This is a genomic window from Ruegeria sp. AB5 (assembly GCF_056542645.1).
Window position 1 is genome coordinate 264,016 of the sequence record NZ_JBQGAE010000001.1, and the last position, 22,279, is coordinate 286,294.

At 58.5% G+C, this 22,279-nt stretch carries 21 protein-coding genes and 2 tRNA genes; 12 read left to right on the forward strand and 11 right to left on the reverse strand.

What is annotated here, in order from left to right; all coding sequences use genetic code 11:
- The first annotated feature begins 284 nt into the window (after positions 1 to 284).
- The 3 genes from ACR0L4_RS01370 (at position 285) to ACR0L4_RS01380 (ending at position 2,736) form a co-directional block, all read left to right on the forward strand.
- Entirely contained in the window at positions 285 to 1,016 is a 732-nt protein-coding gene (locus ACR0L4_RS01370) for a sulfotransferase-like domain-containing protein (protein ID WP_480510011.1), read from the forward strand.
- Complete coding sequence (locus ACR0L4_RS01375; RefSeq protein ID WP_480510013.1) at positions 1,013 to 1,954, forward strand: aminotransferase class IV; 942 nt, start codon at positions 1,013 to 1,015, stop codon at positions 1,952 to 1,954. Before ACR0L4_RS01370 ends, ACR0L4_RS01375 begins: the two co-directional genes overlap by 4 nt.
- An 80-nt stretch (positions 1,955 to 2,034) precedes the next feature.
- Entirely contained in the window at positions 2,035 to 2,736 is a 702-nt protein-coding gene (locus ACR0L4_RS01380; protein ID WP_480510015.1) for an SDR family oxidoreductase, read from the forward strand.
- 168 nt (positions 2,737 to 2,904) lie between these two features.
- On the opposite strand, the gene ACR0L4_RS01385 is transcribed toward ACR0L4_RS01380, so the two are convergent.
- The 4 genes from ACR0L4_RS01385 to ACR0L4_RS01400 all read right to left on the reverse strand — a co-directional run bounded on the left by ACR0L4_RS01385 (position 2,905) and on the right by ACR0L4_RS01400 (position 6,437).
- Positions 2,905 to 3,330, reverse strand: a complete 426-nt coding sequence (locus ACR0L4_RS01385) for a VOC family protein (protein WP_480510017.1) — start codon at positions 3,328 to 3,330, stop codon at positions 2,905 to 2,907.
- Between the two features lie 114 nt (positions 3,331 to 3,444).
- Positions 3,445 to 4,485 carry a TRAP transporter substrate-binding protein gene (locus tag ACR0L4_RS01390; protein WP_480510019.1) on the reverse strand — a complete coding sequence of 347 codons (1,041 nt, stop codon included), beginning with the start codon at positions 4,483 to 4,485 and terminating at the stop codon, positions 3,445 to 3,447.
- A gap of 66 nt (positions 4,486 to 4,551) precedes the next feature.
- Entirely contained in the window at positions 4,552 to 5,880 is a 1,329-nt protein-coding gene (locus tag ACR0L4_RS01395) for a TRAP transporter large permease (protein ID WP_480510021.1), read from the reverse strand.
- The gene (locus tag ACR0L4_RS01400) at positions 5,877 to 6,437 is read right to left on the reverse strand and encodes a TRAP transporter small permease subunit (protein ID WP_170749234.1); all 561 of its coding nucleotides are present in this window, start codon (positions 6,435 to 6,437) and stop codon (positions 5,877 to 5,879) included. Before ACR0L4_RS01400 ends, ACR0L4_RS01395 begins: the two co-directional genes overlap by 4 nt.
- 445 nt (positions 6,438 to 6,882) lie before the next feature.
- Here ACR0L4_RS01400 and ACR0L4_RS01405 point away from each other — a divergent pair, with 445 nt between their 5' ends.
- From ACR0L4_RS01405 to ACR0L4_RS01440, 8 genes are all read left to right on the forward strand, one after another.
- On the forward strand, positions 6,883 to 8,286 hold the full coding sequence (locus tag ACR0L4_RS01405; protein WP_480510023.1) for an MATE family efflux transporter: 1,404 nt from the start codon (positions 6,883 to 6,885) through the stop codon (positions 8,284 to 8,286).
- A gap of 122 nt (positions 8,287 to 8,408) precedes the next feature.
- Positions 8,409 to 9,770, forward strand: coding sequence for a V-type ATP synthase subunit B (locus ACR0L4_RS01410; RefSeq protein WP_480510025.1), 1,362 nt, complete (start codon positions 8,409 to 8,411; stop codon positions 9,768 to 9,770).
- Positions 9,748 to 10,353 carry a V-type ATP synthase subunit D gene (locus ACR0L4_RS01415; protein ID WP_480510027.1) on the forward strand — a complete coding sequence of 202 codons (606 nt, stop codon included), beginning with the start codon at positions 9,748 to 9,750 and terminating at the stop codon, positions 10,351 to 10,353. Before ACR0L4_RS01410 ends, ACR0L4_RS01415 begins: the two co-directional genes overlap by 23 nt.
- Entirely contained in the window at positions 10,350 to 12,146 is a 1,797-nt protein-coding gene (locus ACR0L4_RS01420; RefSeq protein ID WP_480510029.1) for a V-type ATP synthase subunit I, read from the forward strand. Before ACR0L4_RS01415 ends, ACR0L4_RS01420 begins: the two co-directional genes overlap by 4 nt.
- Entirely contained in the window at positions 12,143 to 12,586 is a 444-nt protein-coding gene (locus ACR0L4_RS01425; protein WP_170324458.1) for an ATP synthase subunit C, read from the forward strand. The genes ACR0L4_RS01420 and ACR0L4_RS01425 overlap by 4 nt, the downstream gene beginning before the upstream one ends.
- Entirely contained in the window at positions 12,586 to 13,263 is a 678-nt protein-coding gene (locus ACR0L4_RS01430) for a hypothetical protein (RefSeq protein WP_480510031.1), read from the forward strand. The genes ACR0L4_RS01425 and ACR0L4_RS01430 overlap by 1 nt, the downstream gene beginning before the upstream one ends.
- 1 nt (position 13,264) lies before the next feature.
- Entirely contained in the window at positions 13,265 to 13,957 is a 693-nt protein-coding gene (locus ACR0L4_RS01435; RefSeq protein WP_480510033.1) for a hypothetical protein, read from the forward strand.
- Positions 13,954 to 15,795, forward strand: a complete 1,842-nt coding sequence (locus ACR0L4_RS01440) for a V-type ATP synthase subunit A (RefSeq protein ID WP_170748458.1) — start codon at positions 13,954 to 13,956, stop codon at positions 15,793 to 15,795. Before ACR0L4_RS01435 ends, ACR0L4_RS01440 begins: the two co-directional genes overlap by 4 nt.
- 8 nt (positions 15,796 to 15,803) lie before the next feature.
- Here the strand turns inward: ACR0L4_RS01440 and ACR0L4_RS01445 are convergent.
- The 6 genes from ACR0L4_RS01445 to ACR0L4_RS01470 all read right to left on the reverse strand — a co-directional run bounded on the left by ACR0L4_RS01445 (position 15,804) and on the right by ACR0L4_RS01470 (position 20,636).
- Positions 15,804 to 15,878: transfer RNA gene (locus tag ACR0L4_RS01445), tRNA-Glu, on the reverse strand.
- 26 nt (positions 15,879 to 15,904) lie between these two features.
- Positions 15,905 to 15,979, reverse strand: a tRNA-Glu gene (locus ACR0L4_RS01450).
- A 108-nt stretch (positions 15,980 to 16,087) separates the two neighbouring features.
- A complete protein-coding gene (gene recJ, locus ACR0L4_RS01455) occupies positions 16,088 to 17,830 on the reverse strand; it encodes a single-stranded-DNA-specific exonuclease RecJ (protein ID WP_480510035.1) in 1,743 nt (580 codons plus the stop codon).
- A gap of 89 nt (positions 17,831 to 17,919) precedes the next feature.
- Entirely contained in the window at positions 17,920 to 18,903 is a 984-nt protein-coding gene (gene glpX / locus ACR0L4_RS01460) for a class II fructose-bisphosphatase (protein ID WP_170748460.1), read from the reverse strand.
- A 71-nt stretch (positions 18,904 to 18,974) separates the two neighbouring features.
- The gene (locus ACR0L4_RS01465; protein WP_170748461.1) at positions 18,975 to 20,261 is read right to left on the reverse strand and encodes a homoserine dehydrogenase; all 1,287 of its coding nucleotides are present in this window, start codon (positions 20,259 to 20,261) and stop codon (positions 18,975 to 18,977) included.
- Between the two features lie 126 nt (positions 20,262 to 20,387).
- Positions 20,388 to 20,636, reverse strand: a complete 249-nt coding sequence (locus tag ACR0L4_RS01470) for a hypothetical protein (protein WP_480510038.1) — start codon at positions 20,634 to 20,636, stop codon at positions 20,388 to 20,390.
- A 101-nt stretch (positions 20,637 to 20,737) separates the two neighbouring features.
- Here ACR0L4_RS01470 and ACR0L4_RS01475 point away from each other — a divergent pair, with 101 nt between their 5' ends.
- Complete coding sequence (locus ACR0L4_RS01475) at positions 20,738 to 21,325, forward strand: TetR/AcrR family transcriptional regulator (RefSeq protein WP_170748462.1); 588 nt, start codon at positions 20,738 to 20,740, stop codon at positions 21,323 to 21,325.
- 23 nt (positions 21,326 to 21,348) lie between these two features.
- Here ACR0L4_RS01475 and ACR0L4_RS01480 read toward each other — a convergent pair whose 3' ends face one another.
- Positions 21,349 to 22,260 carry a pirin family protein gene (locus ACR0L4_RS01480; RefSeq protein ID WP_480510040.1) on the reverse strand — a complete coding sequence of 304 codons (912 nt, stop codon included), beginning with the start codon at positions 22,258 to 22,260 and terminating at the stop codon, positions 21,349 to 21,351.
- Between the last annotated feature and the right edge of the window lie 19 nt (positions 22,261 to 22,279).

Below are 22,279 nucleotides of genomic sequence, written 5' to 3' on the forward strand. Positions count from 1 at the left end.
TATGATCAGGTTGTGATTTCCCGAGGGAAAGGTCAGCGGCCTGTCCAGACCGACCAGCTTGCCGGGATGGTGTCTGCACCAGTGCAGGGGCAACGCGTCCAGAGGCCCGCGTCGCAGAACTCGATATTGACAAGTTCATACTATTGCGCCGACAAGCGTGAATGGGTCGCAGAAGCTTGAATTTTGTCGCGTATGCGTCGGTGGCAAAAGCCATTTTGGGCGTTTGGGCTGTGCGGCCTGACTGCGGAGATACAACCCTCGATCACGTGATGGGGTCTTGAAACATGAATATAGCCTGCTGGTCCGGTCCAAGAAATCTGTCGACCGCGATGATGTATGCTTTTGGCGCGCGTTCGGATTGCGCCGTATGGGACGAACCGTTCTATGCTGCCTATCTGGCGGAAACCGGGTTGGAGCATCCTATGGGCGCCGAGATCATCGCCGCAGGGGAGGTGAATCCCGATTGCGTCGGGCAGGAGTGTGCCGCAAAACCCACGGAGGGGCAGGCACATTTTTATCAGAAGCACATGACGCACCACATGGTTTGGGGGCTGGATCAGCCGTGGCTGGATGCGCTGACCCATGTCTTTCTGATCCGTCACCCTGCGCGTGTCCTGGCCAGCTATGCGGCCAAACGCGAAAATCCGACGCTGGACGATATCGGGTTTGTGCAGCAGTGCGAGGTCTATGACGCTATCCGGTCACGCACGGGTAAGGGCGTTATTGTCGACAGTTATGATATCCGCATGGCGCCCGAGCAGATGCTGCGCAAGCTCTGCGCTGCAATTGATTTGCCCTTCGACCCAAATATGCTCTCCTGGCCGGCGGGTGGGCATCCCTCTGACGGCGTATGGGCGACGCATTGGTATGGTGCTGTGCATGCCTCGACCGGTTTTGCCGGGCCAGAGGGGGATTTGCCGTCCCTGCCGCCTGACCTTCAATCCGTTTGTGACGCTGCGATGCCCTATTATGAACGGCTGAAAGCTGATGCACTTGTTCTGGAAGATACCCGATGACGACCGAGCTCTCGACTCATGACGCGGAACATGACGCCCGCAATGACGACCTGAAGATTTGGGTCGATGGCGTATTGGCTCACAAGGACGAGGCCAAAGTGTCGGTCTACGATTCCGGTTTCATGCTGGGGGACGGCATGTGGGAGGGGCTGCGGTTATACGACGGGTGCTGGGCCTTTTTTGACGAACATATGGACAGGCTGTTTGACAGTTGTAAGGCCGTATCGCTGGACATCGGCAAAACCCGGGAAGAAATCCGCGACATTCTGGATGCGACCGCCGCTGCCAATGGCGCAACAACGGATGCCCATGCGCGGCTGATGATCACCCGTGGACGCAAAGCCAAGCCCTTTCAGCATCCCAAACTGTCGCGCTGGGGGCCTACAATTGTGGCCATTGTCGAACATTCCAAACCTGCCGCAGCACTGACCGGGCGGGGTATCCGGCTAGCGACGGTGCCGCAGGTGCGGGGTTTGCCGACCAGTCAGGATGCAAAGTTCAACAGCCATTCCAAGCTGAATTGTGTGATCGCCTGTTTGCAAGCCGAACAGGCGGGCGCAGATGAGGGGTTGATGCTGGACCCTCATGGGTTTGTGAACACAACCAATGCCTGTAACTTCTTCATTGTTCGCAAGGATGAGGTTTGGACTTCGACCGGAGATTACTGCATGAACGGCGTAACCCGACAAAAGGTGATCGACCTGTGTCGCGACAACGACATTCCGGTTTTCGAGAAAAACTATTCGCTTTATGAGGCTTACAGTGCTGACGAAGCGTTTTTGACCGGCACGTTTGGCGCTCAGACCCCGGTGGCAGAGATCGATGGTAAGCCGATCGGAGAGGGGAAAGCTGGCCCCATGACATTGCGGATACGCGAGTTGTACAAAGACCTGGTCGCCCAGAATGTGGCATCGCAAAAACGAACACAGGGTGCTTGAACCCAAGGGTTTGCGCAAAAAACCATTGTTGACGAAGGGTTCAGGGTCAATTGGTTCTAAGGCTGCAACAGGAGGTCGCTATGACTAAAAAGACATGCCTAATCATCGGAGGCGGGCGCGGAATGGGCGCCGCGACAGCGCGAGAGATGCACGCGCGAGGGTATAGGCTGGCACTTATGTCGCCCTCAGACACGTGTGAGTTGCTGGCACAAGAGCTGGGCGGGGTTGCCCATCGCGGCAAGGCCGAAAATGCGGCCGACACGCAAGCCGCCTTTGATTTGGCCATGACCACTTTTGGTCGCATCGATGCCTGCTTGATCCACGTCGGCGGTCCACCCAAGGGTGATCTTCTCGACATCCCCGAAGAAGACTGGGACCGCGCCCATGAGATGGTTCTGAAACCGGTCATCCGACTGGCGAAACTGTTGGCCCCGGTAATGGAGACGCAGGGGGGTGGCTCGATTGTAAACATCACCACGTTCTCGGCCTTCGAGCCGTCCCTGACGTTCCCGACCTCCAGCGTGTACCGTGTTGGCGTGTCCAGCTTCACCAAACAGTTCTCGGATCGGTATGGCCCGGCGAACATCCGAATGAATTGCCTGTTGCCCGGCTTCACCGACAGTCTTGATCTACCGCATAAATTCGCCGAGATGTCCGCGCTTGGCCGTCTGGCCCGAGCCGAGGAACAGGCCAAGGCGGCCGCCTTCCTGCTGAGCGAGGACAGCAGCTATATTACCGGTCAATCGCTGCGCGTTGATGGCGGGGTCACCCGGCATATGTGACAGATCATTCCTTGCCTTGCCGCGGATCAAACCAAGGGCGGGTTTTTTTGAGATTCAGGACGTCTTGAACGGGCGCAACAACCGAAGCAGTTCTGCAGTGAGCTTCCCAAGCGTTATGGCAGTGCTGTAGCGGTTTCGGCATCCCGTACACACAGGTGCCTGTTGCTTTTAGCGATCTACGGGAACCTGTTGGTGCACTTCGATCACGTTGCCTTCGGGGTCGTGGAAGAAGACCTGATGCCATTCCTTGGCGAAGGTGGTGCCGTAGTCGGAATAGGGGATGCCGCGCTCGTCCAGAAGTTTCAGGAATGCGGGCAGATCATCGGTGCGAAATGCGATATGGCCGCGTTCAACCGGGTTGATCACCTGACCGTTCCTGAAGGCAACGTCAAAGGCACGCTCGGCCAGATGCATTTGCATGTTGCCCTCGGTCGCAAAGCGGATTTTGCCGTCATATCCGCCGTCCTTGTCCGCCTCTGTACGCGGGAAATTGTCCTGAGGAATGTCATCCAGACCCAGCACGTTGGTGTAAAAATCGTGCATGCGATCAACATCATCGGCCACGAAGTTGATGTGGTGGAATTCCAGTTTCATGCTCTGCCTTCGCCCTGAACCTTAGGTGTCTTGGGACCTCTAGCACGTTGGCTGGTGGCTGTGGATGCCAAATTGATCAGGCGACCCCATCAAATGGGGTCGCCGAATGGGGTCTTATTCGAAGTTGTAGGGCACGCCAGCCTGATTGATGACGCTGTTGTACTCGCGGAAGATACCAATGATCTTCTGATGCACTTCCCCTTCCTGAGCAATCTCGTCCCAGAACACTTTGGCCGCGTTTTCAACCTCGGCCCATTCCGAAGGTGGAACCGAGCGCAGCTCCAGCTTGTCGCCATTGGCCCGCAGCGCCGCCTCGCCGCCCCAGTACCACTGGTTGCGATAGGTATGACCGGCTTCGATCCCGGCCATCACGATGGACTTGAGGTGATCCGGCAACTCGTTCCAGCGCTCCTGATTGGCAAACCACGATCCGATCCACGCGCCCGAGATGTTGTTGGTCAGGAAATAGTCGGTCACATCGGCCCAGCCGACGGTGTAGTCCTCGGTTATGCCCGACCAGGCCATGCCATCCAGCTCACCTGTTTGAACGGCCACTTCGGCGTCTTCGTAGGGGATGTTCACCGGAACCACACCGAACTGGGCGAGGAAGCGACCGGCGGTCGGGAAAGTATACAGCTTCAACCCGTCCAGATCGGCAACCGAGGTGATTTCCTTCTTGGTGTTGAAGTTGCACGGGTCCTGACCTGCGGCCGACAGCCACTGTACCCCGACCTTCGCATATTCATCCCGCCAGATATCGGCCAGACCGTATTGGTTGAACAGGACCGGAACGTCGAGGATGTGTTTGGTTGCAAAGGGGAAATACCCGCCGAACACGCGCAGAGGGGTGGGCGACGCCATCGAGTCATCGTCCGAATGCACCCCGTCGATTGTGCCGCGCTGAAGCGCCTGGAACAGCTCGCCTGTAGGGACAATCTGATCGGCAAAGAACAGCTCGATCTCCAGCTCGCCATTCGCATTGGCGTTGATGTAGTCGATGGCCGGTTTGGTCACATGCTCACCCAGAGCACCCCCGGCATAGGTCTGAAAGCGCCATTTGATCGGGGCCTGCGCTTTGACGATTGCAGGCGCTGCCAGTGTCGCGGGCGCAGCCAGAGCTGCGGTTCGCAAAAATCTGCGTCTTGTTGTGGTCATTGTCTTCCTCTCCTGTGCTTTTTGTTGAAATCGAACCGGTTGATCCGGCTTCTATTCCTTATGTGCTCAGTTTCCGTAGACGACGCCCGGAAGCCACAATGCGATGTTGGGGAAGGTCATCACCAATCCCAAGGCCACTGCCATCACGCAGACAAACGGGATGATAGAGCGGTAGATGTCTTTGATCGTCACCTCTGGCGGGGCCATGGCCCGCATCAGAAACAGATTATACCCGAATGGCGGCGTCATATAGGCGATCTGGCATGTGATCGTGTAAAGCACACCATACCAGATCAAATCAAAACCAAGCGCGCCCACCAATGGGACATATAGCGGGGCCACGATGACCAGCATGGCCGTGTCATCCAGAAACGTACCCATGACAAGAAAACTCAGCTGCATCAGGATCAGGATGATCCACGGGTTCAGGCCGAGTTGCACGGTAAACAGGTTCTCGATCGCCTTGACCGCGCCCAGACCGTCGAAGACGGCCCCAAAGGCAAGGGCGGCCAGGATGATCCACATGAACATGCAGGTGATACCCAGTGTCTGCTTGACCGAGGTTTCAAAGACCTGCCAGGTCATGCGGCGTTTCAGGACGGCAGCCAGAAAGGCCGCGATGGCACCCAGGGCCGAGCTTTCCACCAAGGACGTCCAGCCGTTGACAAACGGCACCATCATCACGGCGAAGATGCCCAACGGCAGTAGGCCAGCCCCCAGCAGGCGCAGCTTTTCGCCCCAAGTGACTTGCGCCCGCTCCTCGGCGCTCATCACGGGGCCGAGCTTGGGATTTATGCGGCAGCGAATGGCAATGTAGATGATGAACAGCGTGGCCATCATCAATCCGGGGATCACCCCGGCCAGCCAGAGTTGCCCGACGGGCTGACGGGCGATCATGGCGTAGAGAACCAGCACAACCGATGGTGGCACCAGAATGCCCAGAGACGATCCGGCCTGTATCACGCCGGTAACCATCAGCTTGTCGTAGTTGCGTCGCAGCAGTTCGGGCAGGGCGATGGTGGCTCCGATCGCCATACCAGCCACAGACAGCCCGTTCATGGCCGAGATCAGCACCATCAGACCGATGGTACCGATGGCCAGCCCGCCGGACAGGCCACCCATCCAGACATGGAACATTCTGTAGAGGTCATCGGCAATCCGGGACTCGGACAGGATGTAGCCCATGAAAATGAACATCGGCAGGGTCAGAAGCGGGTACCACCGCATCACTTTAATCGCCGCAGCAAAGCCCAGATCGTATCCTCCGCGGTCGCCCCACAGAAAGAAGGCGGCGATTACAGCAACGAACCCGATCGCGCCAAAAACCCGCTGGCCGGTCAGCAACATCAGCATCATGGTCGAGAACATGAGCGCGGCGATCAGTTCGTAGCTCAACGGCGATGCCCCCCGTCAAGGTCTTCGGGGGCCATGTGAACGGGCTCGTCATCCTTTTTGCCCATATCGTGGCCTTTCAGGCGCAGGATATCCTTGCAAAGCTCTGAAAGCGCCTGAAGCAGCATCAGGAAGATGCCAATGACCATGATCGTCTTGATCGGCCAAATGTAGGGCCGCCAGGCCGAGGACGAACGCTCACCCCCGTACTGGAACGAGTACATCAGGCTGTCCCATCCGCCCCAAAGCAGGAAGGCGAGGTAGGTGATCAGGAACAGCACCGTCATCGCGTCTATCTGGCTTTTCCTGCGATCCGTCCATTCGCCATACAGCAAATCCATCCGAACATTTGCACCCATCTGCATCGCGTAGGGCCCGCCCAGCATGTAATAGGCCACCATCGCGAATTGGGCCATTTCCAACGTCCAGAGAGAAGGCACAAAGAACGTCTTGGAAACCGAAGAATACAGCAGGATCGCCATCATCACGAAGATGCCGTACATGACAATCCGGCCCAGCATGCGATTGGCGCGGTCGATGAACCGCACATAGGTCAACATCGCGCCTGTCACGAGAGGCTGACTTTCGAAGGGTGATGGAAATCGGGCAACATTACGTGGGCCGGGGTTTTCAATCCCACCTTTGCCCTGATCCACCGAGCGACGCAGGCGCGCCAGCGGAACAAGGGTATTGCAACGGCAATGTGTTGGTTTGATTCAGAGTTTTTCGCCACAAGGGCATCTGAGCCGCATGCTTGAAGTCTGTCAAGCTTGGGTTTTGAATTGAGACTTTCCTTTGGTGATGTCGGGACGACTGAGCCTATGGCGAAACGATCAACCCTCACAGTTTTGGGAGTTTGGAAAAACACTTTTGGCGTGAAAACATGGGCACTGAATGGGGAATACCCGGTTGTCGCTGGTGCAACGCTGCGCAACGAAATGGTTGACGGTTTGTCGACGTGTGTGATGGTGGCCCTGCAAGGCGCAGCCCAGATTGGACAAATAAATGGCAAGCCAATCTCAAACCGAAGCCGTTTTCCTGAGCGGCAGCCTGATGCGGCACGTCACGCGCATGTCGTTGACAACAAGCATTGGCCTGATGGCGATCTTTGCGGTCGACTTTGTCGATATGGTTTTCATATCCATGCTTGGGAACGACGCCTTGGCGGCGGCCGTAGGCTATGCCGGAACGCTGTTGTTTTTCACCAACGCAATCAACATCGGTCTGTCAATCTCTGCGGGTGCACTTGCGGCACGGTCGTTGGGCGCTGGAATGCCGGAGGAGGCTCGGCAGTATGCGTCCAGCGTGGCTACTCTGGGTCTTTGCGTTGGGTTGATCACGCCTGTGCTGGTCTTGTGGAACCTGAGTACACTGCTGGCTTTATTGGGCGCAGAAGGCGAGGTCCTGAGGCTGGCGACCCGATATGTCTCGATCATCCTGCCGACCATGTGGGTTATGGCGCTGGCCATGGTGGCAATGGCCGTGCTGCGCGCGCATGGGGATGCGCGGCGATCCATGATGGCGACGATCTATGGCGGGTTGGTCAATGCCATTCTCGATCCCATCCTGATCTTTGGCGTAGGGCTGGGTTTGGATGGTGCTGCGATAGCTTCGGTTCTGGCGCGCCTTTGCATGCTGGCAGCAGCGCTCTGGCCTGCCCTGCGCGTTCACCGCGGCTTTGCGCGCCCGTCACTGTATCAGGTTGCGCAAGATCTGAAACCGGTGCGCGCGATAGCAATACCCGCTGTGCTGACCAACGTCGCCACACCAATCGGAAATGCCATCGTCGTGCGTGAAATCGCCGAGTATGGCACCGACGCAGTGGCTGGAATGGCGGTGATCGGGCGTCTGCTGCCAGTGGCGTTTTCGGTTATCTTTGCGCTATCGGGTGCGATAGGCCCGATCATTGGCCAAAACTTCGGGGCCGAACAGTTTGCCCGTGTGCGCGCCGCGTTTCTGGCCGGGATCAAGTTTACCGTGCTCTACGTGCTTGGCATGTCGGCCGTGCTGTTCGTCCTGCGCGCGCCTATCGCTGATCTGTTCGCAGCTCAGGGCGAAACTCGGGTGCTGATCTACCTGTTCTGCGGGCCGCTTGCACTGGCGTCGTTTTTCAACGGGGTTATCTTCGTTGCCAATGCCAGCTTCAACAATCTGGGCCACCCCGTCTATTCCACCTGGATCAACTGGGGCCGCCATACGCTGGGCACCTGGGTGTTCGCGTCGATTGGGTCCTCTCTGGCCGGGGCTTCGGGTGTTTTGTTGGGGCAGGCATTCGGAGGCGTGATTTTCGCGCTTATCAGCTGGGTCTTGGTGGGACGGGTGGTCTCGGGGTTGGAACGCGCGCAGGCGGTCGAGCCTTTTGCCGATCAGAACCGCATTCATTCCCTGTTCGGCCGCAGGGGGTGGTAGTGGTACAAATTGTCCATTTGCCAAGGTTTGAATTCGTTGTAAACTATACCTATAATTGAAAAAATGCCCGGCGCCTTGACAGAGACTGTCAATACTATTCTTCGAACGAATGAGGATAGGCGATGTCCCAAAGTCTGTTGAAATACACGCGTGTCCTGGAGATCGTCGGTGATACGATCAAGGTCAGGGTTCCCGTCGAAAAGGGCGGCACGCCTGTGGTGCGGTTCAATGATCTTGCGATGATCGAAACGGTGGATGGGCACAAGACACTGGCCCAGGCGATCTTCATTGATCGGGACGTGGTGACCCTTCAGGTATTTTCAGGCACCAAGGGCGTTTCGACCGAAGCGACGGCAACCTTCCTTGGCCATCCGATGCAGACACCCTATTCGGCAAACATTCTGGGCCGCGTATTTGATGGGGCGGGCGTGGCCATCGATGGTGGTCCGGACCTGTCCGCCGAGCCGCGGATCGATATTGGCGGACCGACTGTGAACCCTGCCGAACGGGCGGTGCCAAACAAGATGATCCGCACAGATGTGCCCATGATCGACGTCTTCAACACGCTGGTCGAAAGCCAGAAAATTCCGATCTTTTCGGTTTCGGGCGAGCCGTTCAACGCGTTCCTCAGCCGGATTGGTATTCAGGCCGATGCCGACATTGTGGTTTTTGGCGGCTTGGGCCTTATTTTCGACGACTACCACACGTTCCGGACGTCCTTTGAAGACGCGGGCGTGTTTTCCCGCACCGTGATGTTTGTCAATCAGGCGATGGACCCATTGGTTGAGCGTCTGCTGGTGCCCGATATGGCGCTGGCCGTGGCCGAGAAATTTGCGGTGGAAGAAGGTAAACGCGTTCTCGTCCTGCTGACCGACATGACGGCCTATGCCGACGCGATGAAAGAGGTGGGGATCAGTCAGGAGCGTGTGCCTTCGCAGCGCGGCTACATGGGGGATCTTTATTCCCAATTGGCGCGGCGCTACGAGAAAGCCTGTGACTACGCCAAAGGCGGATCGGTGACTGTCCTGACTGTGACGACGATGCCCGGCAATGACGTGACCCATCCTGTGCCTGACAATACGGGCTATATCACCGAAGGGCAGTTCTACCTGCATTCCGGTGTGATCGACCCGTTCGGCAGCCTTTCGCGTCTCAAGCAGAATGTCATTGGCAAGACGACCCGCGAGGATCATGGGCAGATCATGAACACGATGATCCGGTTCTACTCGGAAAGCCGCGACGCGGCGCAGAAACAGGCGATGGCTTTTGATTTGTCAGATTACGATCATCAGTTGTTGAAGTTCGGCGCACTGTTCCGGTCGCGGTTCATGGACATCAACGTATCGATCCCGCTGGAAGAGGCGCTTGATCTGGGCTGGAAGACCTTGGCCGAGTGTTTTGCGCCGGAACAATTGCTGATGAAGCAGGCTCTGGTCGACAAGTATTTCCCAAAGGATGCCAATGGCGCGGTTGCAGCTGAATAAATCGTCGCTTGCGCGCGAGCAGACGCAGCTGAAAAGCTATGAGCGGTTCCTACCGTCCCTGGACCTGAAACGACAGCAGATGATGGCGGAACGTGTGAAGGCCCGCGAAGATGTAAAGCGCCTCGAGGACGAGGTGCAGGACCTGGCGCAACAGGTCGGGGCAAAACTGCCGATGTTGGCGCAGCAGAATATTGATCTGGATGGTTTGGTGGAACTGAAAGACTATAAGATCAAAGAGGTCAACGTGGTGGGCGTAACGATGCCCGCACTGGACCGGATCGAGGTTGCAGTGCGACCCTATTCGCTGTTGGCAAAACCCCATTGGGTCGACGCCGCCGCGCATTTGCTGCACGACATGATCGAAGCGCGACTGCGCGTTCGGGTGGCAGAGGAGCGGGTGAAAATCTTTGACAGGGCCGTGGCGACCATCACTCAGCGGGTCAACCTGTTCGAAAAGGTCCTGATCCCGCGGGCCAAGGCCAACATAAAGAAAATCCGTATCTATCTGAGCGATGAGCAGATGCAGGCGGTGGTGCGCTCAAAAATATCCAAGCGCAAGCACGCCAAAGAGACGGCATCATGAGTGTGGCGCGCCTCAAGAAACTTTCTCTGGTCGGGCGGGCGGCGCAGAAGACCGCGACACTTGAGGCGTTGCAGAATCTGGGCTGTATGCATGTGCTGCCTTTGGTGGCTCCGCCAGCCGAGCCGGAAAAGGTCAGTGAGCGTGGTGCAAGAGAGGCCTATAAGGCATTGCGTTTTCTGACAGATGTGCCCGAACCGCGCCGTCAGATACAACGCGATCCGGGGTTCGATATGGACCAGTTCGTCCAAGACGTTCTGGACCTGATGCAACGCAGCCGCGATGTGATGGACCGGCGCGACTTTCTGGCATATCGGATTGCTCGGGTGCGCCCTTGGGGAGATTTGGATTTTCCCCCCGACGATGTTTTGGCAGGCAATCGGTTGTGGTTCTACCAACTGCCTTTGAAACATCGCGAGGCACTTGAACGGTTGCCGATCCCTTGGGCCATTCTGGAACAGGACCATCGGTTCATTTACGCGGTTTTGATTGCACCGGATGAACCTGCCGACGACATTTTACCTGTCGCCCGCACCCATACCGGCTCATTGCCGATCCATGAGCTAGAGGCGCAGCTGGAAGAGGCCGAGATTGCAATCGAAGCACTTGAGGCTGAACGTGTCGCACAGACCAGATACCTGACGCTGATGCGGCGCAATCTGTCCGTGGCGGAAAGTGCTGCGGAACTGGCTCATGCAAATCAGAAAGTGCGCGATGAAGAGGCCATGTTTGCCCTGCAGGGCTGGGTCCCCGAAGATCAGGTCGATGCAGTTCTGGGCTTGGCGCAAGCCAATGACGCTGCTGCGCTGATCGAGGAGCCGGGTCCTGACGACACCCCACCCACATTGCTTGAGCAACCGGAAAAACGCAGTGCTGCCGTGGATTTGGCGCTGTTTTATCAAGTGCCCGGCTACAAGGACTGGGACCCGAGCGTAATCGTTGCAGCCTCTTTCGCGTTTTTCTTTGCGATGATCGTGGCCGATGCCGGTTACGGAGCCATCATCCTGCTGGGCCTGTTGCTGTTCTGGAAGCGCATGGGCGGGACAGTCGGTCAGCGCTCTTGGCGGCTGTACGGGGTGATCATATCGGGCGCAACGATCCTCTATGGCGTATTGGTCGGCAGCTACTTTGGGGTGGCACCGCCTGAGGGGGCAGTCCTTGGCAGGGTCAAACTTCTGGACCTGAACAATTTCAACGCCATGATGATGGTGTCTATCGTCGTGGGCGTCTTGCATCTGGTTCTGGCGAATGCATTGGCTGCGCGGGCCGCTTGGGGGCGGCGCAAAGCAATCGCCAATCTGGGCTGGATCGCGGCTCTGGTCGGCGGGTTTGCCCTTTGGCTCAGCTATATGAACGGGGACAGCCTGACGCTTGGCGCGGCGCTTCTTGGTTTGGGTGTGCTGGCCATTTTGCTGTTTTCCAGCGAACGAGAGATCAAAAAGCCTACAGACTGGCTGTGGCGTCTGATTGACGGTATCCAGGCACTGGCCGGTGCCATGGGCGCGTTCGGAGATGTCCTCAGCTATATGCGCCTGTTTGCGCTGGGCCTGGCCTCGGCCTCTCTGGCGATCACGTTCAACGATCTGGCGATGTCGGTGATCCATGCGCTGAAAGGACCGGGGATTCTGTTTGGCCTGCTGATCCTGATCGTCGGCCACATCCTGAACTTTGCCCTCGCGATGATGAGCGGCGTCGTTCACGGATTACGTCTCAATTACATCGAATTCTTTAAATGGGGTCTGCCGGACGAAGGCATTGTCTTTCGTCCGTTTGCCCGCAAGGAGGTTCAGGAATGAATGAGCTTGTTCTGACATTGGGTTGGCTGGGCATTTATGCGCCCATGGCGCTGGGCGCGGCGGCCAGCGCGATTGGGTGCTCGATTGCGGGCATGGCCAGTATCGGCGCGATGACCGAGACCGAAGGTGGCTATGGCCGCTTCGTCGGAGTCTCGGCCTTTCCGTCAACAATGGTGATCTATGGCATCGTCATAATGTTCACCCTGAACCGCGATGTGACGCCCGAAAACGCAGGCGGGCTGTTTGGTATTGGCATCCTGTCGGGCATCGCGCTTATGTATTGCGGTATCTGGCAGGGCCGGGCTTGTGCGGCAGCGATCAATGCCACCAAGGAGAAGCCTGAGATCTTCGGCCTGTCACTGGCGCCTGCCGCGATCATCGAAGGGTTTGGTGTCTTTGCCTTTGTCTTTGCCCTCGTCATCAGTGCGGGGATCAGCTGATGGCACAGGACCGAATGATTTCGCATGGCGTTGATGCTCTGATCGACAAGTTGCGAAATGACGGGGTGGCTGCCGGTCAGGCAGAGGCGGAAAAACTGCGCGCCGATGCCAGGACCGAAGCCGCCGAGATTCTGGCTGAGGCCAAACGTGAGGCGGATGCATACAAGAAAAAGGCGCGCAGTGATGCCGACAGCTATCGCGCAGCCGGAGAAGAGGCGCTGAACACGGCGATGCGCGACACGGTCCTGACCATGAAGGCAGGTCTGACGGATCGCTTCCGGCAGGATGTGGAACGTCTGGTGACCAAGGAAATGGCTGATCCGCAGCTGCTGAAACAGATGATCCTCGAAGTTGTAGGACGTGCAGCAGACGGAGCCAATCTGGATGGCAAGGTACAGGTCATCCTGCCCGCCAGGATCGCCACTCAAGAAGACATCAAGCAAAACGCCGATGACATCCAGTCCGGAAAACTGACCAAATATGTTCTGGGTCTGACGGCCGAAATGCTGAACGAAGAGGTCGAGTTGCACGCCTCTGACGATGCTCAGGACGGCATCCGCGTGCGAGCCGAGGATCAGGGCGTGGTGCTCGATCTGACGAATAAGGCTGTGGCCTCCTTGCTGATGGAGCATCTGCAACCCCGATTCCGCGCCGTCTTGGAAGGGGTGATCCGCTGAGATGTCGGGCCCGGATGCCTATATCGCGCTGATCAGCAGCCTGCCGGGGTCAGAGAGGTTGTTCATCGCCAAACAACCCCCTCTGTCCCGGCTGCGCCTGGATCGTCGACTGACGGCGCTGATGCCCGAGGATGCCCGCGTTCTGAAAGTGCTGGAACACGCGCTGAACTGGAGTGACTATGACATTGACGTCACCGATGCGCAGGCCGTTGAGCGATGCAAAGAGGGGCTAAAGGATGTTCCACAGCCTACGTTGCGGAAGATCTTTGTCGAGCGGATGGACCTGCGCACGGCGGTTGCAGCGCTTCGTTTGCGCAAGCAGGGCGGCAGCCCGTCTGGTGGGGTCTTTGGTATGGGCCGATGGGCACGCCACATTCCCGCCAACTGGAGCGATCCGACCTTCAGGCTGGACGGGCCAATGCCGTGGATCAAGGAGGCCAAGCAGTTGCTGGATGCCGAAGACCCTCTGGGGCTGGAACGGTTGCTTTTGTCAGTGAGCCACAAACACCTGAAACGGCATGCGTCCCGCCACTATTTCGATTTCGAAGCGGTGGCGATTTATGTGTTGAAATGGAACATTTTCAACCGCTGGGCGCAAAGCAACGCGCAGGACGCGGCCAAGAGATTTGAGAACCTCGCGCAGCTTGCCATGGCTGGCGTCGCAGAAGTCGAGTTTGATGGAGCAATCGCATGACAGCCCCAACCCCCGCCACGCAGACCGCCACTGCCCGCGTCGTCTCGGTGCAGGAGGGGCTGGTTCAGATCCAAGCCAACCCGGATGCCTCGGGCCAGCCCGGACAGTTGGTCAAGAACGAGGTGGTTTTCATCCTGCCGACGCGACCGGGACCCGGCGGCCGTCAAGAGCACCTGAAGGCCGAAGTCCTGCGCGTGCGCGGCGATACCGCGGATGTGCAGGTCTATGAAAGCACCGACGGCGTGGCCGTGGGTGATCCGGTAGAACAGTCCGGCCAACTGCTATCGGTGGAGCTGGGGCCGGGCCTGCTGGGGCAGGTGTTTGATGGATTGCAATCGCCGCTGCCCAAAGTGGCTACCGAGTTTGGCACATTCCTGCCGCGCGGGGCAGACGTTGCCCCGCTGGACGATCAGGCGAAATGGTCGTTTTCGCCGTCAGTCAAGGTAGGTGACACCGTAAAAGCAGGCGACAGCATCGGCACAGTGCCCGAGGGCCATTTCAGTCACAAAATCATGCTGCCCTTCAATTGGGCGGGTGTCTACACCGTCGTTTGGGTCCAGAAAGGCGCGGCCACCATTCACGATATCGTGGCACGGCTGGAAGACGAGCAGGGCGGCGAGCACACACTGACACTCGCTCAGAAATGGCCGGTGCGCCGTCCCTTGCCGGAAAGCATCCTGAAGCGTGCGCTGTCCGAGCGGTTGTATCCGACCGAGCCGGTCCTGACCTCTCAGCGCCTGATTGATACGTTCTTTCCGATCGCACGTGGCGGCACGGCTTGTATTCCGGGGCCTTTTGGGGCGGGCAAAACGGTGCTGCAAAACCTGATCGCCCGGAATGCCAAGGTTGATATCGTCATTGTCGTTGCCTGCGGCGAACGCGCCGGTGAAGTGGTCGAGACGATTCACGAATTCCCCAAGATGACCGATCCAACCACAGGCGGCAGCCTGATGGACCGCACTATCATCATCTGCAACACCTCATCCATGCCGGTTGCAGCACGCGAGGCATCGATCTTCACCGGCATCACCTTGGGCGAGTATTACCGACAAATGGGCTATGACGTTTTGTTGATTGCCGACAGCACCAGCCGCTGGGCACAGGCGATGCGCGAAACATCCGGGAAACTTGAAGAAATTCCCGGTGAAGAAGGGTTCCCGGCTTATCTGGAAAGCTCGATCAAGGGTCTTTACGAACGCGCAGGTGCCATGAAAACAAATGATGGCGATCTGGGAAGCCTGACCCTGATCGGCACCGTGTCACCCGCAGGCGGCAACTTCGATGAACCGGTCACGCAATCCACCCTGTCTACGGTCAAATGTTTTCTCGGTCTGTCTTCGGAACGGGCGTACAAGCGGTTCTACCCGGCCGTTGACCCGATGCTCAGCTGGTCCCGCTACACAGACCAACTGTCTGATTGGTACGACAAAAATGCCGAGCCGGGCTGGACCGGCAAGGTGCGTGATCTGATCGCCTTGATCGAAAAAGGCGAGCAGGTCGACCAGATGATGCAGGTGACCGGGGAAGAGGGCGTGACGATTGACGATTTCATCACCCAGCAAAAAGCCTTGTTTGTGGACATGGTCTATCTGCAGCAGGACGCGTTTGACAAAGTGGACGCGACCGTGCCGCTTGAAAGGCAAAAGCTGACCTTCAAGCTGGTCTACGATGTGACCCAATCACCGGCTGATTTCACCGACAAGGCCGAGGTGCGGCAGGTGTTCACGCAGCTGACGGGTTTGATGAAGAACTTCCACTATGCGGCTGAAAACACACCCGAATTCAAATCCATCTGGGACCAAATCACAGGCCTGTGTCGCGAGAAATTCGGAGTGTAAGGCAAAAGTGGCAGCCCGTAGGGGAATCGAACCCCTCTTTCCAGGTTGAAAACCTGGCGTCCTAACCGATAGACGAACGGGCCACTGAGCCTTGGCTCACAAGCAAAAATGGCAGCCCGTAGGGGAATCGAACCCCTCTTTCCAGGTTGAAAACCTGGCGTCCTAACCGATAGACGAACGGGCCACGCGTGCTTGTGGAGGGCCTTTTACGGTTTCACCCCGACCCCCGCAAGCCGAAAAACGCAAGGATACGAAAGTTTTTTGGCAGGTCGGAACAAGACGAAAAATCAGTTCAGCGGGCTTCCGCCGCGTCCTCAAGCCGAAGCTGTACGTTTTGGCGACCACCCCAGGAATTCACCTCCAGGCGTCCGGCAAAATGAAAGCGTGCGCCGCCGTGGTTCGAAAGCTTTTCGCCCAAAGGGCCGTCAAATGCGCCAAACGCAATGGCGTCCAAGCCGCTGCTTATCCCGTCGGACAGGGATAGCTTCAAATGAGACTCACCCACACGTTTGGCAAATCGCACTTGAAGGTCGGGCAGGGCATAGCGCGGAGCCGGGGCGCTGGCCCCAAAAGGACCAGCCTTTTCAATCTGTTCGATCAGGTCAACCGTCGCGGCCCCAGGCATCAGTGTCCCATCCAGCTTGAGGTCCGCCGGACCACCTTGCCCCGCTCCCTGTTTCGCCAGCAACTCTGACAGACGCGCCATCGCCGGTTCCAGTTGATCGCGCATGACGGTAAGCCCAGCCGCCATCTTGTGACCCCCGCCTTTTACCAGAAGGCCCTCGGCAGTCAGTCGCTGGATGGAGGCCCCCAGATCAACCCCCGAGACCGAACGGCCCGATCCCTTGCCCTCGTCCCCATCGAACCCGATGACGATTGCAGGGCGGTTTGCTGCGTCTTTCAAGCGCGAGGCGACGATGCCCACCACGCCGGGATGCCAGCCCTCACCGGCGGCCCAGACCAATGGTGCATCCAGCCCCCGATCTTCGGCCTGTTCCAGCGCGGCGGCACGCACGGCGTTTTCGATGTCACGCCTGTCTGTGTTCAGCGCGTCCAGCCTTTGTGACAGGGCCTCGGCTTCGGTCTGCGAGTCGGTGCTGAGCAAACGCGCGCCCAGATCGGCCTGACCGATGCGCCCCCCCGCATTGACCCGTGGCCCCAGCAGGAACCCAAGATGATAGCTGCTTGGCGCGGAATCCATACGTGCAACATCCGACAAAGCGACAAGCCCCGGTCGCTGGCGACCCGCCATGACTTTCAAACCTTGGCGTACCAAGGCCCGATTGGCCCCAATCAACGGGGCCACATCGGCCACAGTGGCAAGCGCAACCAGATCGAGCAGCGAGACCAGATCAGGCCCCCTGGCGCCTGCCTCACGCATTTGTCGCCCGGCTTCGACCAGCATCAGGAAAACCACGCCCGCCGCACAAAGGTAGCCCAGATCGCCGCTTTCATCCTGCCGGTTTGGGTTCACGACGGCCACGCAATCGGGCAGGGTCTCGCCGCCAAGATGGTGATCCAGAACGATCACATCCGCGCCCTTGGCCGCCGCAATCGGCTCATGGCTCAGGGTGCCGCAATCGACGCAGATGATCAGATCATGGGCCGCCGCCAGCGCCTGCATGGCAGGCACATTCGGCCCATACCCCTCGTCAATGCGGTCCGGCACATAGAGCGTCGCCTGCAATCCCATCTGACGCAACCAAACCAGTAGAAGAGCCGCCGAACTGCCGCCGTCGACGTCATAATCCGCAAAGACCGCGATCCGCTGCTTTTGGCGAACAGCCTTTAAAAACCGGGCCGCTGCAACTTCCATGTCTTTTAGGCTCCGGGGATCAGGCAGAAGCTCTTTCAGTTTGGGCTCAAGAAAACCTGCGGCCTCCATCGGTGGCACACCGCGCTGGGCCAGAACCTGACAGACGGCGCGTGGCAGATCGGCCTGTTGCGTCAGCATCTCGGTCGCGCGCTCAACCTCGGGCGAGGGACCCACCCAACGCCGACCTGTCAGTGACTGCTCAACCCCAAGATAACTCATCGCGCCTCTCATGTGCCAAGGCCGGACCCAATTGGATCCGGCCTTTTCTTCTTGTCAAAATACGCGCGCGGCAGGGCGGTGCAAGCCGCTTATTCTTCGATGTGTGACCACATTGGCGTGCGGTAGGACATGCGGCGCACCGATCCCGTTTTCGACCGCATCAACAGGGTGGTCGTCTCAACCCAACCCGGCTCGCGTTTGATACGAGGCAGCAGGGACCCGCCAGTCACACCGGTGGCTGCAAAGATCACATCTGCGGTGACCATCTCATCGCGCGCATAGACGCGGTCCAGATCGGAGATACCGGCCTTGGCCGCACGGCTACGCTCGTCGTCGTTGCGGAACAGCAAGCGGCCAAAGATCTGGCCACCCATGCACTTCAGTGCCGCTGCGGCCAGAACACCCTCGGGCGCGCCGCCCTGTCCCATATACATATCAATGCCGGTCACTTCGCTTTCGGCACAATGCATGACACCGGCCACGTCCCCGTCGGTGATCAGTCGGATCGAAGCACCCGTCTCGCGTACTTCGGCAATCATCGCTTCATGGCGCGGACGTTCCAGAATGCAGACGGTGATGTCGGCGGGTTTGCACTCTTTGGCCGTGGCCAGCGCCTCAACCCGCTCGCGGGGTGTCATATCCAGATTGACGACACCCTCGGGATAGCCGGGGCCGACGGCCAATTTGTCCATGTAGACATCCGGCGCATGCAGCATGGACCCCCGCGGACCCATGGCGATCACGGTCAGAGCGTTGGGCATATCCTTTGCGGTCAGTGTCGTGCCCTCCAACGGGTCCAGCGCGATGTCCACACCTGGTCCGTTGCCGGTGCCAACCTCTTCGCCGATATAGAGCATCGGTGCCTCGTCCCGCTCGCCTTCACCGATGACCACGACCCCTGCGATATCCAGCAGATTGAGTTGTTCCCGCATCGCGTTCACAGCGGCCTGATCGGCAGCTTTTTCGTCACCCCGACCCACCAGCGAAGCCGAGGCAAGTGCGGCCTGTTCCGCAACCCGCGCAAGGCCCAGAGACAGCAGGCGATCGTTGAAGTCGGTTTTGGCAGCGTTCATGCGATGTATTCCTTTGGTCGGTAATGACGTTACGTCTGGCATAGCCTGCCCTTGGCGCTGGCTGCAAGGGGTCAGACCTGTTCGATGCGCAGCGCGACAGGTTCGCCCGAGACCACATCGGTCGTGCGGAACCCGTCCAGTGCCACGTCCAGTGTGGCGCGCGTGGTTTTGTGGGTGACAATCAGCACCGGTGCCGTGCTTTCGCTGTGACCGTACTGACGCATGCGATCGATCGAGACGCCTGCATCCCCCAGGATGGCGGCAACCTTGGCCAGCGCGCCCGGCTTGTCCAGCAAAGCCAGCCGAAGGTAATACGGAGCGGGCAGGCCGGTGCGTGCCGGGGTGGCGTCTTCAAGGCTGATCGCAGGGCGACCGAAGGTTGGTATCTTCAACCCGCGTGCCAGATCACAGATATCGCCCATCACCGCGCTGGCGGTCGGGCCTTCACCTGCACCCGGGCCGCGTAGAACGACCTGATCAACCGCGTCGCCCTCGATGACAACCATATTGGTGCCACCCTCCAATTGACCCAGAGGTGACTCGCTTGGCACCAGACAGGGCTGCATCCGCTGTTCCAGCCCGCGCGCGGTGCGTTGGGCCACGCCCAGCAACTTGATGCGATAACCCATATCATGGGCCTGGTGAATATCTTCGAGGCTGATCTGCTGAATGCCTTCGATTTCGATTCCATCGAAATTCGGCTTGGTGCCGAACGCAATCGAGGACAGCAGCGCCAGCTTGTGCGCGGCGTCGATCCCGCCCACATCAAGGTTCGGATCGGCCTCAAGATACCCCAGCTCGGCACATTCGGCGAACAGCGCGTTATAGCCCTTTTCCTGCGATTGCATCCGGGTCAGGATATAGTTGCATGTACCGTTCATGACGCCCATCACGCGCGTGATCTCGTTACCTGCAAGCCCCTCGGTGAGCGATTTGATCACCGGAATACCACCGGCAACGGCGGCCTCGAACCGGATCACACGACCCGCAGCCTCAGCCTGTTCCGCAAGTTCCTGACCGTGGATGGCCAATAGGGCCTTGTTTGCGGTGACAACGTTCTTGCCACTGGCCAGCGCGGCCTCGACTGAGGCCTTCGCAGGGCCGTTTTCACCCCCCATCAACTCGACATAGACATCGATATCATCGCGCCTGGCAAGAGCCACAGGATCGGTTTCCCAAGCGTAGTCCGACAGGTTCACGCCGCGGTCCTTGTTGGGATTCCGGGCTGAAACGGCGACGATTTCAATCGGGCGTCCGGTGCGCGATTGCAGCAGTTCGGCATGACGCCGGACGATCCGAACGACACCCACGCCAACTGTTCCCAAGCCCGCAATTCCAAGCCGCAGCGCCTGTGTCATCCCGTGGGTTCCTTTCGCTCGTCATATGCTGATTTCGGGTGTTTTGCCCGCTCAGCGCTGCCTTATCCGGTTCGGGACCCGGGTGCAATCCGTCAGGCACAAAGCGGTGGCGGGAATGGCAGATCTTTAGTTTATCTGAGCGTTTTGCAGCGCTTCCGCCTTCTTGGCCAAAGCCTCACTGCGCGCCGTCAGGTCCTGTTCAACACCCGCCGCTTCGTTGACGGGATCGACAGGATCACCAAGCGTGCCTTGAAGGGGCAACAAATCGGGGAAGGGCGCCGACTTGACCGCCCGGGACTCGCTGCCGTCCAATTCGGGGAAGTCCGTACATCCTATACAGACGACGAGCAGAACCAGAAGGGGCAGGGGCTTCATGAGGCGCGCTTTCACTAAGGGCTTGTCCTTGTGTTGCACCATTTGTCCGATCTGTTCAAGCGGGGGTTCTATCTGAACGTCTGTTCAGATATTATCTTGTCATGGCTCGTACCCAAGGTTCACATTCGGACATTACCGGCCCGCGCATCCGCAAGGCGGCGTTGGCTTTGTTCGCGCGTCACGGCTATGCCGCCGTTTCGATGCGACAGATCGCAAAGGAAGTCGGCGTGCAGGCCGGGGCGCTGTACAACTATACGCCTGACAAGCAAAGCCTGCTGTTTCGATTGATGCGCGAGCACATGCAGGAGTTGCTGCAAGCCTATGATGCGCAGGACAAAACTGACGACGCGCGGGATGCATTGCGCCGCTTTGTCGGGTTTCACATCCGCTTTCACCTGCAACGTCCGGACGAAGTGTTCATCGCCTATATGGAACTGCGCAACCTGACGCTGGAAAACTTCGCCGAGATCGAAGATTTACGTCGCACCTATGAAGACTCGTTGGAGCGGATTTTGAGCAGCGGTCAAAAGGCCGGTCAGTTCTCGATCTCGGACACAAAAATCGCCACGTTGGCCGTCATCGCCATGCTGAACGGCGTCATGACCTGGTACCGCTCTGGCGGGCGATTGTCGCTGGACGAAGTCGAACAGATCTATTGGGACATGGTGCGCCGGGCAGTATCAGCCTGACCCAGGTCCTGTGGGGTTCTTCTTCAATGGGCGGGGCGAATGAAAGTTCCGTTGCGAAGCTCTCGAAAGGCCTGTTCAAGCTCGGCACGTGTGTTCATCACAATCGGACCATGCCACGCCACCGGCTCATCTATCGGAGCGCCTGAAATCAGCAGAAATCGAACGCCCTCGAGGCCCGCCTGAACCGTAATCTCGTCCCCGGTGCCGAAACGCACCAAAGTTCGATTCCCGGACATGTCACGGATGTTGACCTCTTCCCCGGCGACTTCCTTCTCCAAAAGAACTCCGGTCGGCTGGGACGCATCTGCAAAGGCTGCCTGTCCTTCAAACACATAGGCAAAGGCGCGGCGATACGTGTCGATCCGGAAGGTTTTTCTGACGCCGGCCGGAATCTGCACGTCCAGATACTGAGGATCGGCGGCAATGCCATCGACCGGTCCGGTCTTGCCCCAAAACTTACCGACGATGACGCGCACGGTTGTCCCGTCATCGTCAGTGATTTCCGGAATATCCCGGGCCTGTACGTCCTGATAGCGCGGCGATGTCATCTTCTGATCAGAGGGCAGGTTGCCCCACAGCTGGAATCCATGCATCTGGCCCGATTGGTTCCCATGCGGCATTTCCTGATGCAGGATTCCGGACCCGGCGGTCATCCATTGTACGTCACCGGCCCCAAGCGTGCCGCTGTTGCCCAGCGAATCCGAGTGTTCAACCGTTCCGGCAAGCACATAGGTGATGGTTTCGATCCCACGATGGGGATGCCATGGAAACCCGGCCTGATAGTCCTGCGGGCGTTCATTGCGAAAATCGTCAAACAACAGAAACGGGTCCAGTTCCGACGGGTCCTGAAATCCGAACGCCCGATGCAGTTTGACGCCCGCACCTTCCATAGTCGGCACCGCTGTGCGGGTTTCCAGAGTTGGTCTGAGGGACATGGCAATCTCCTGAATTTCT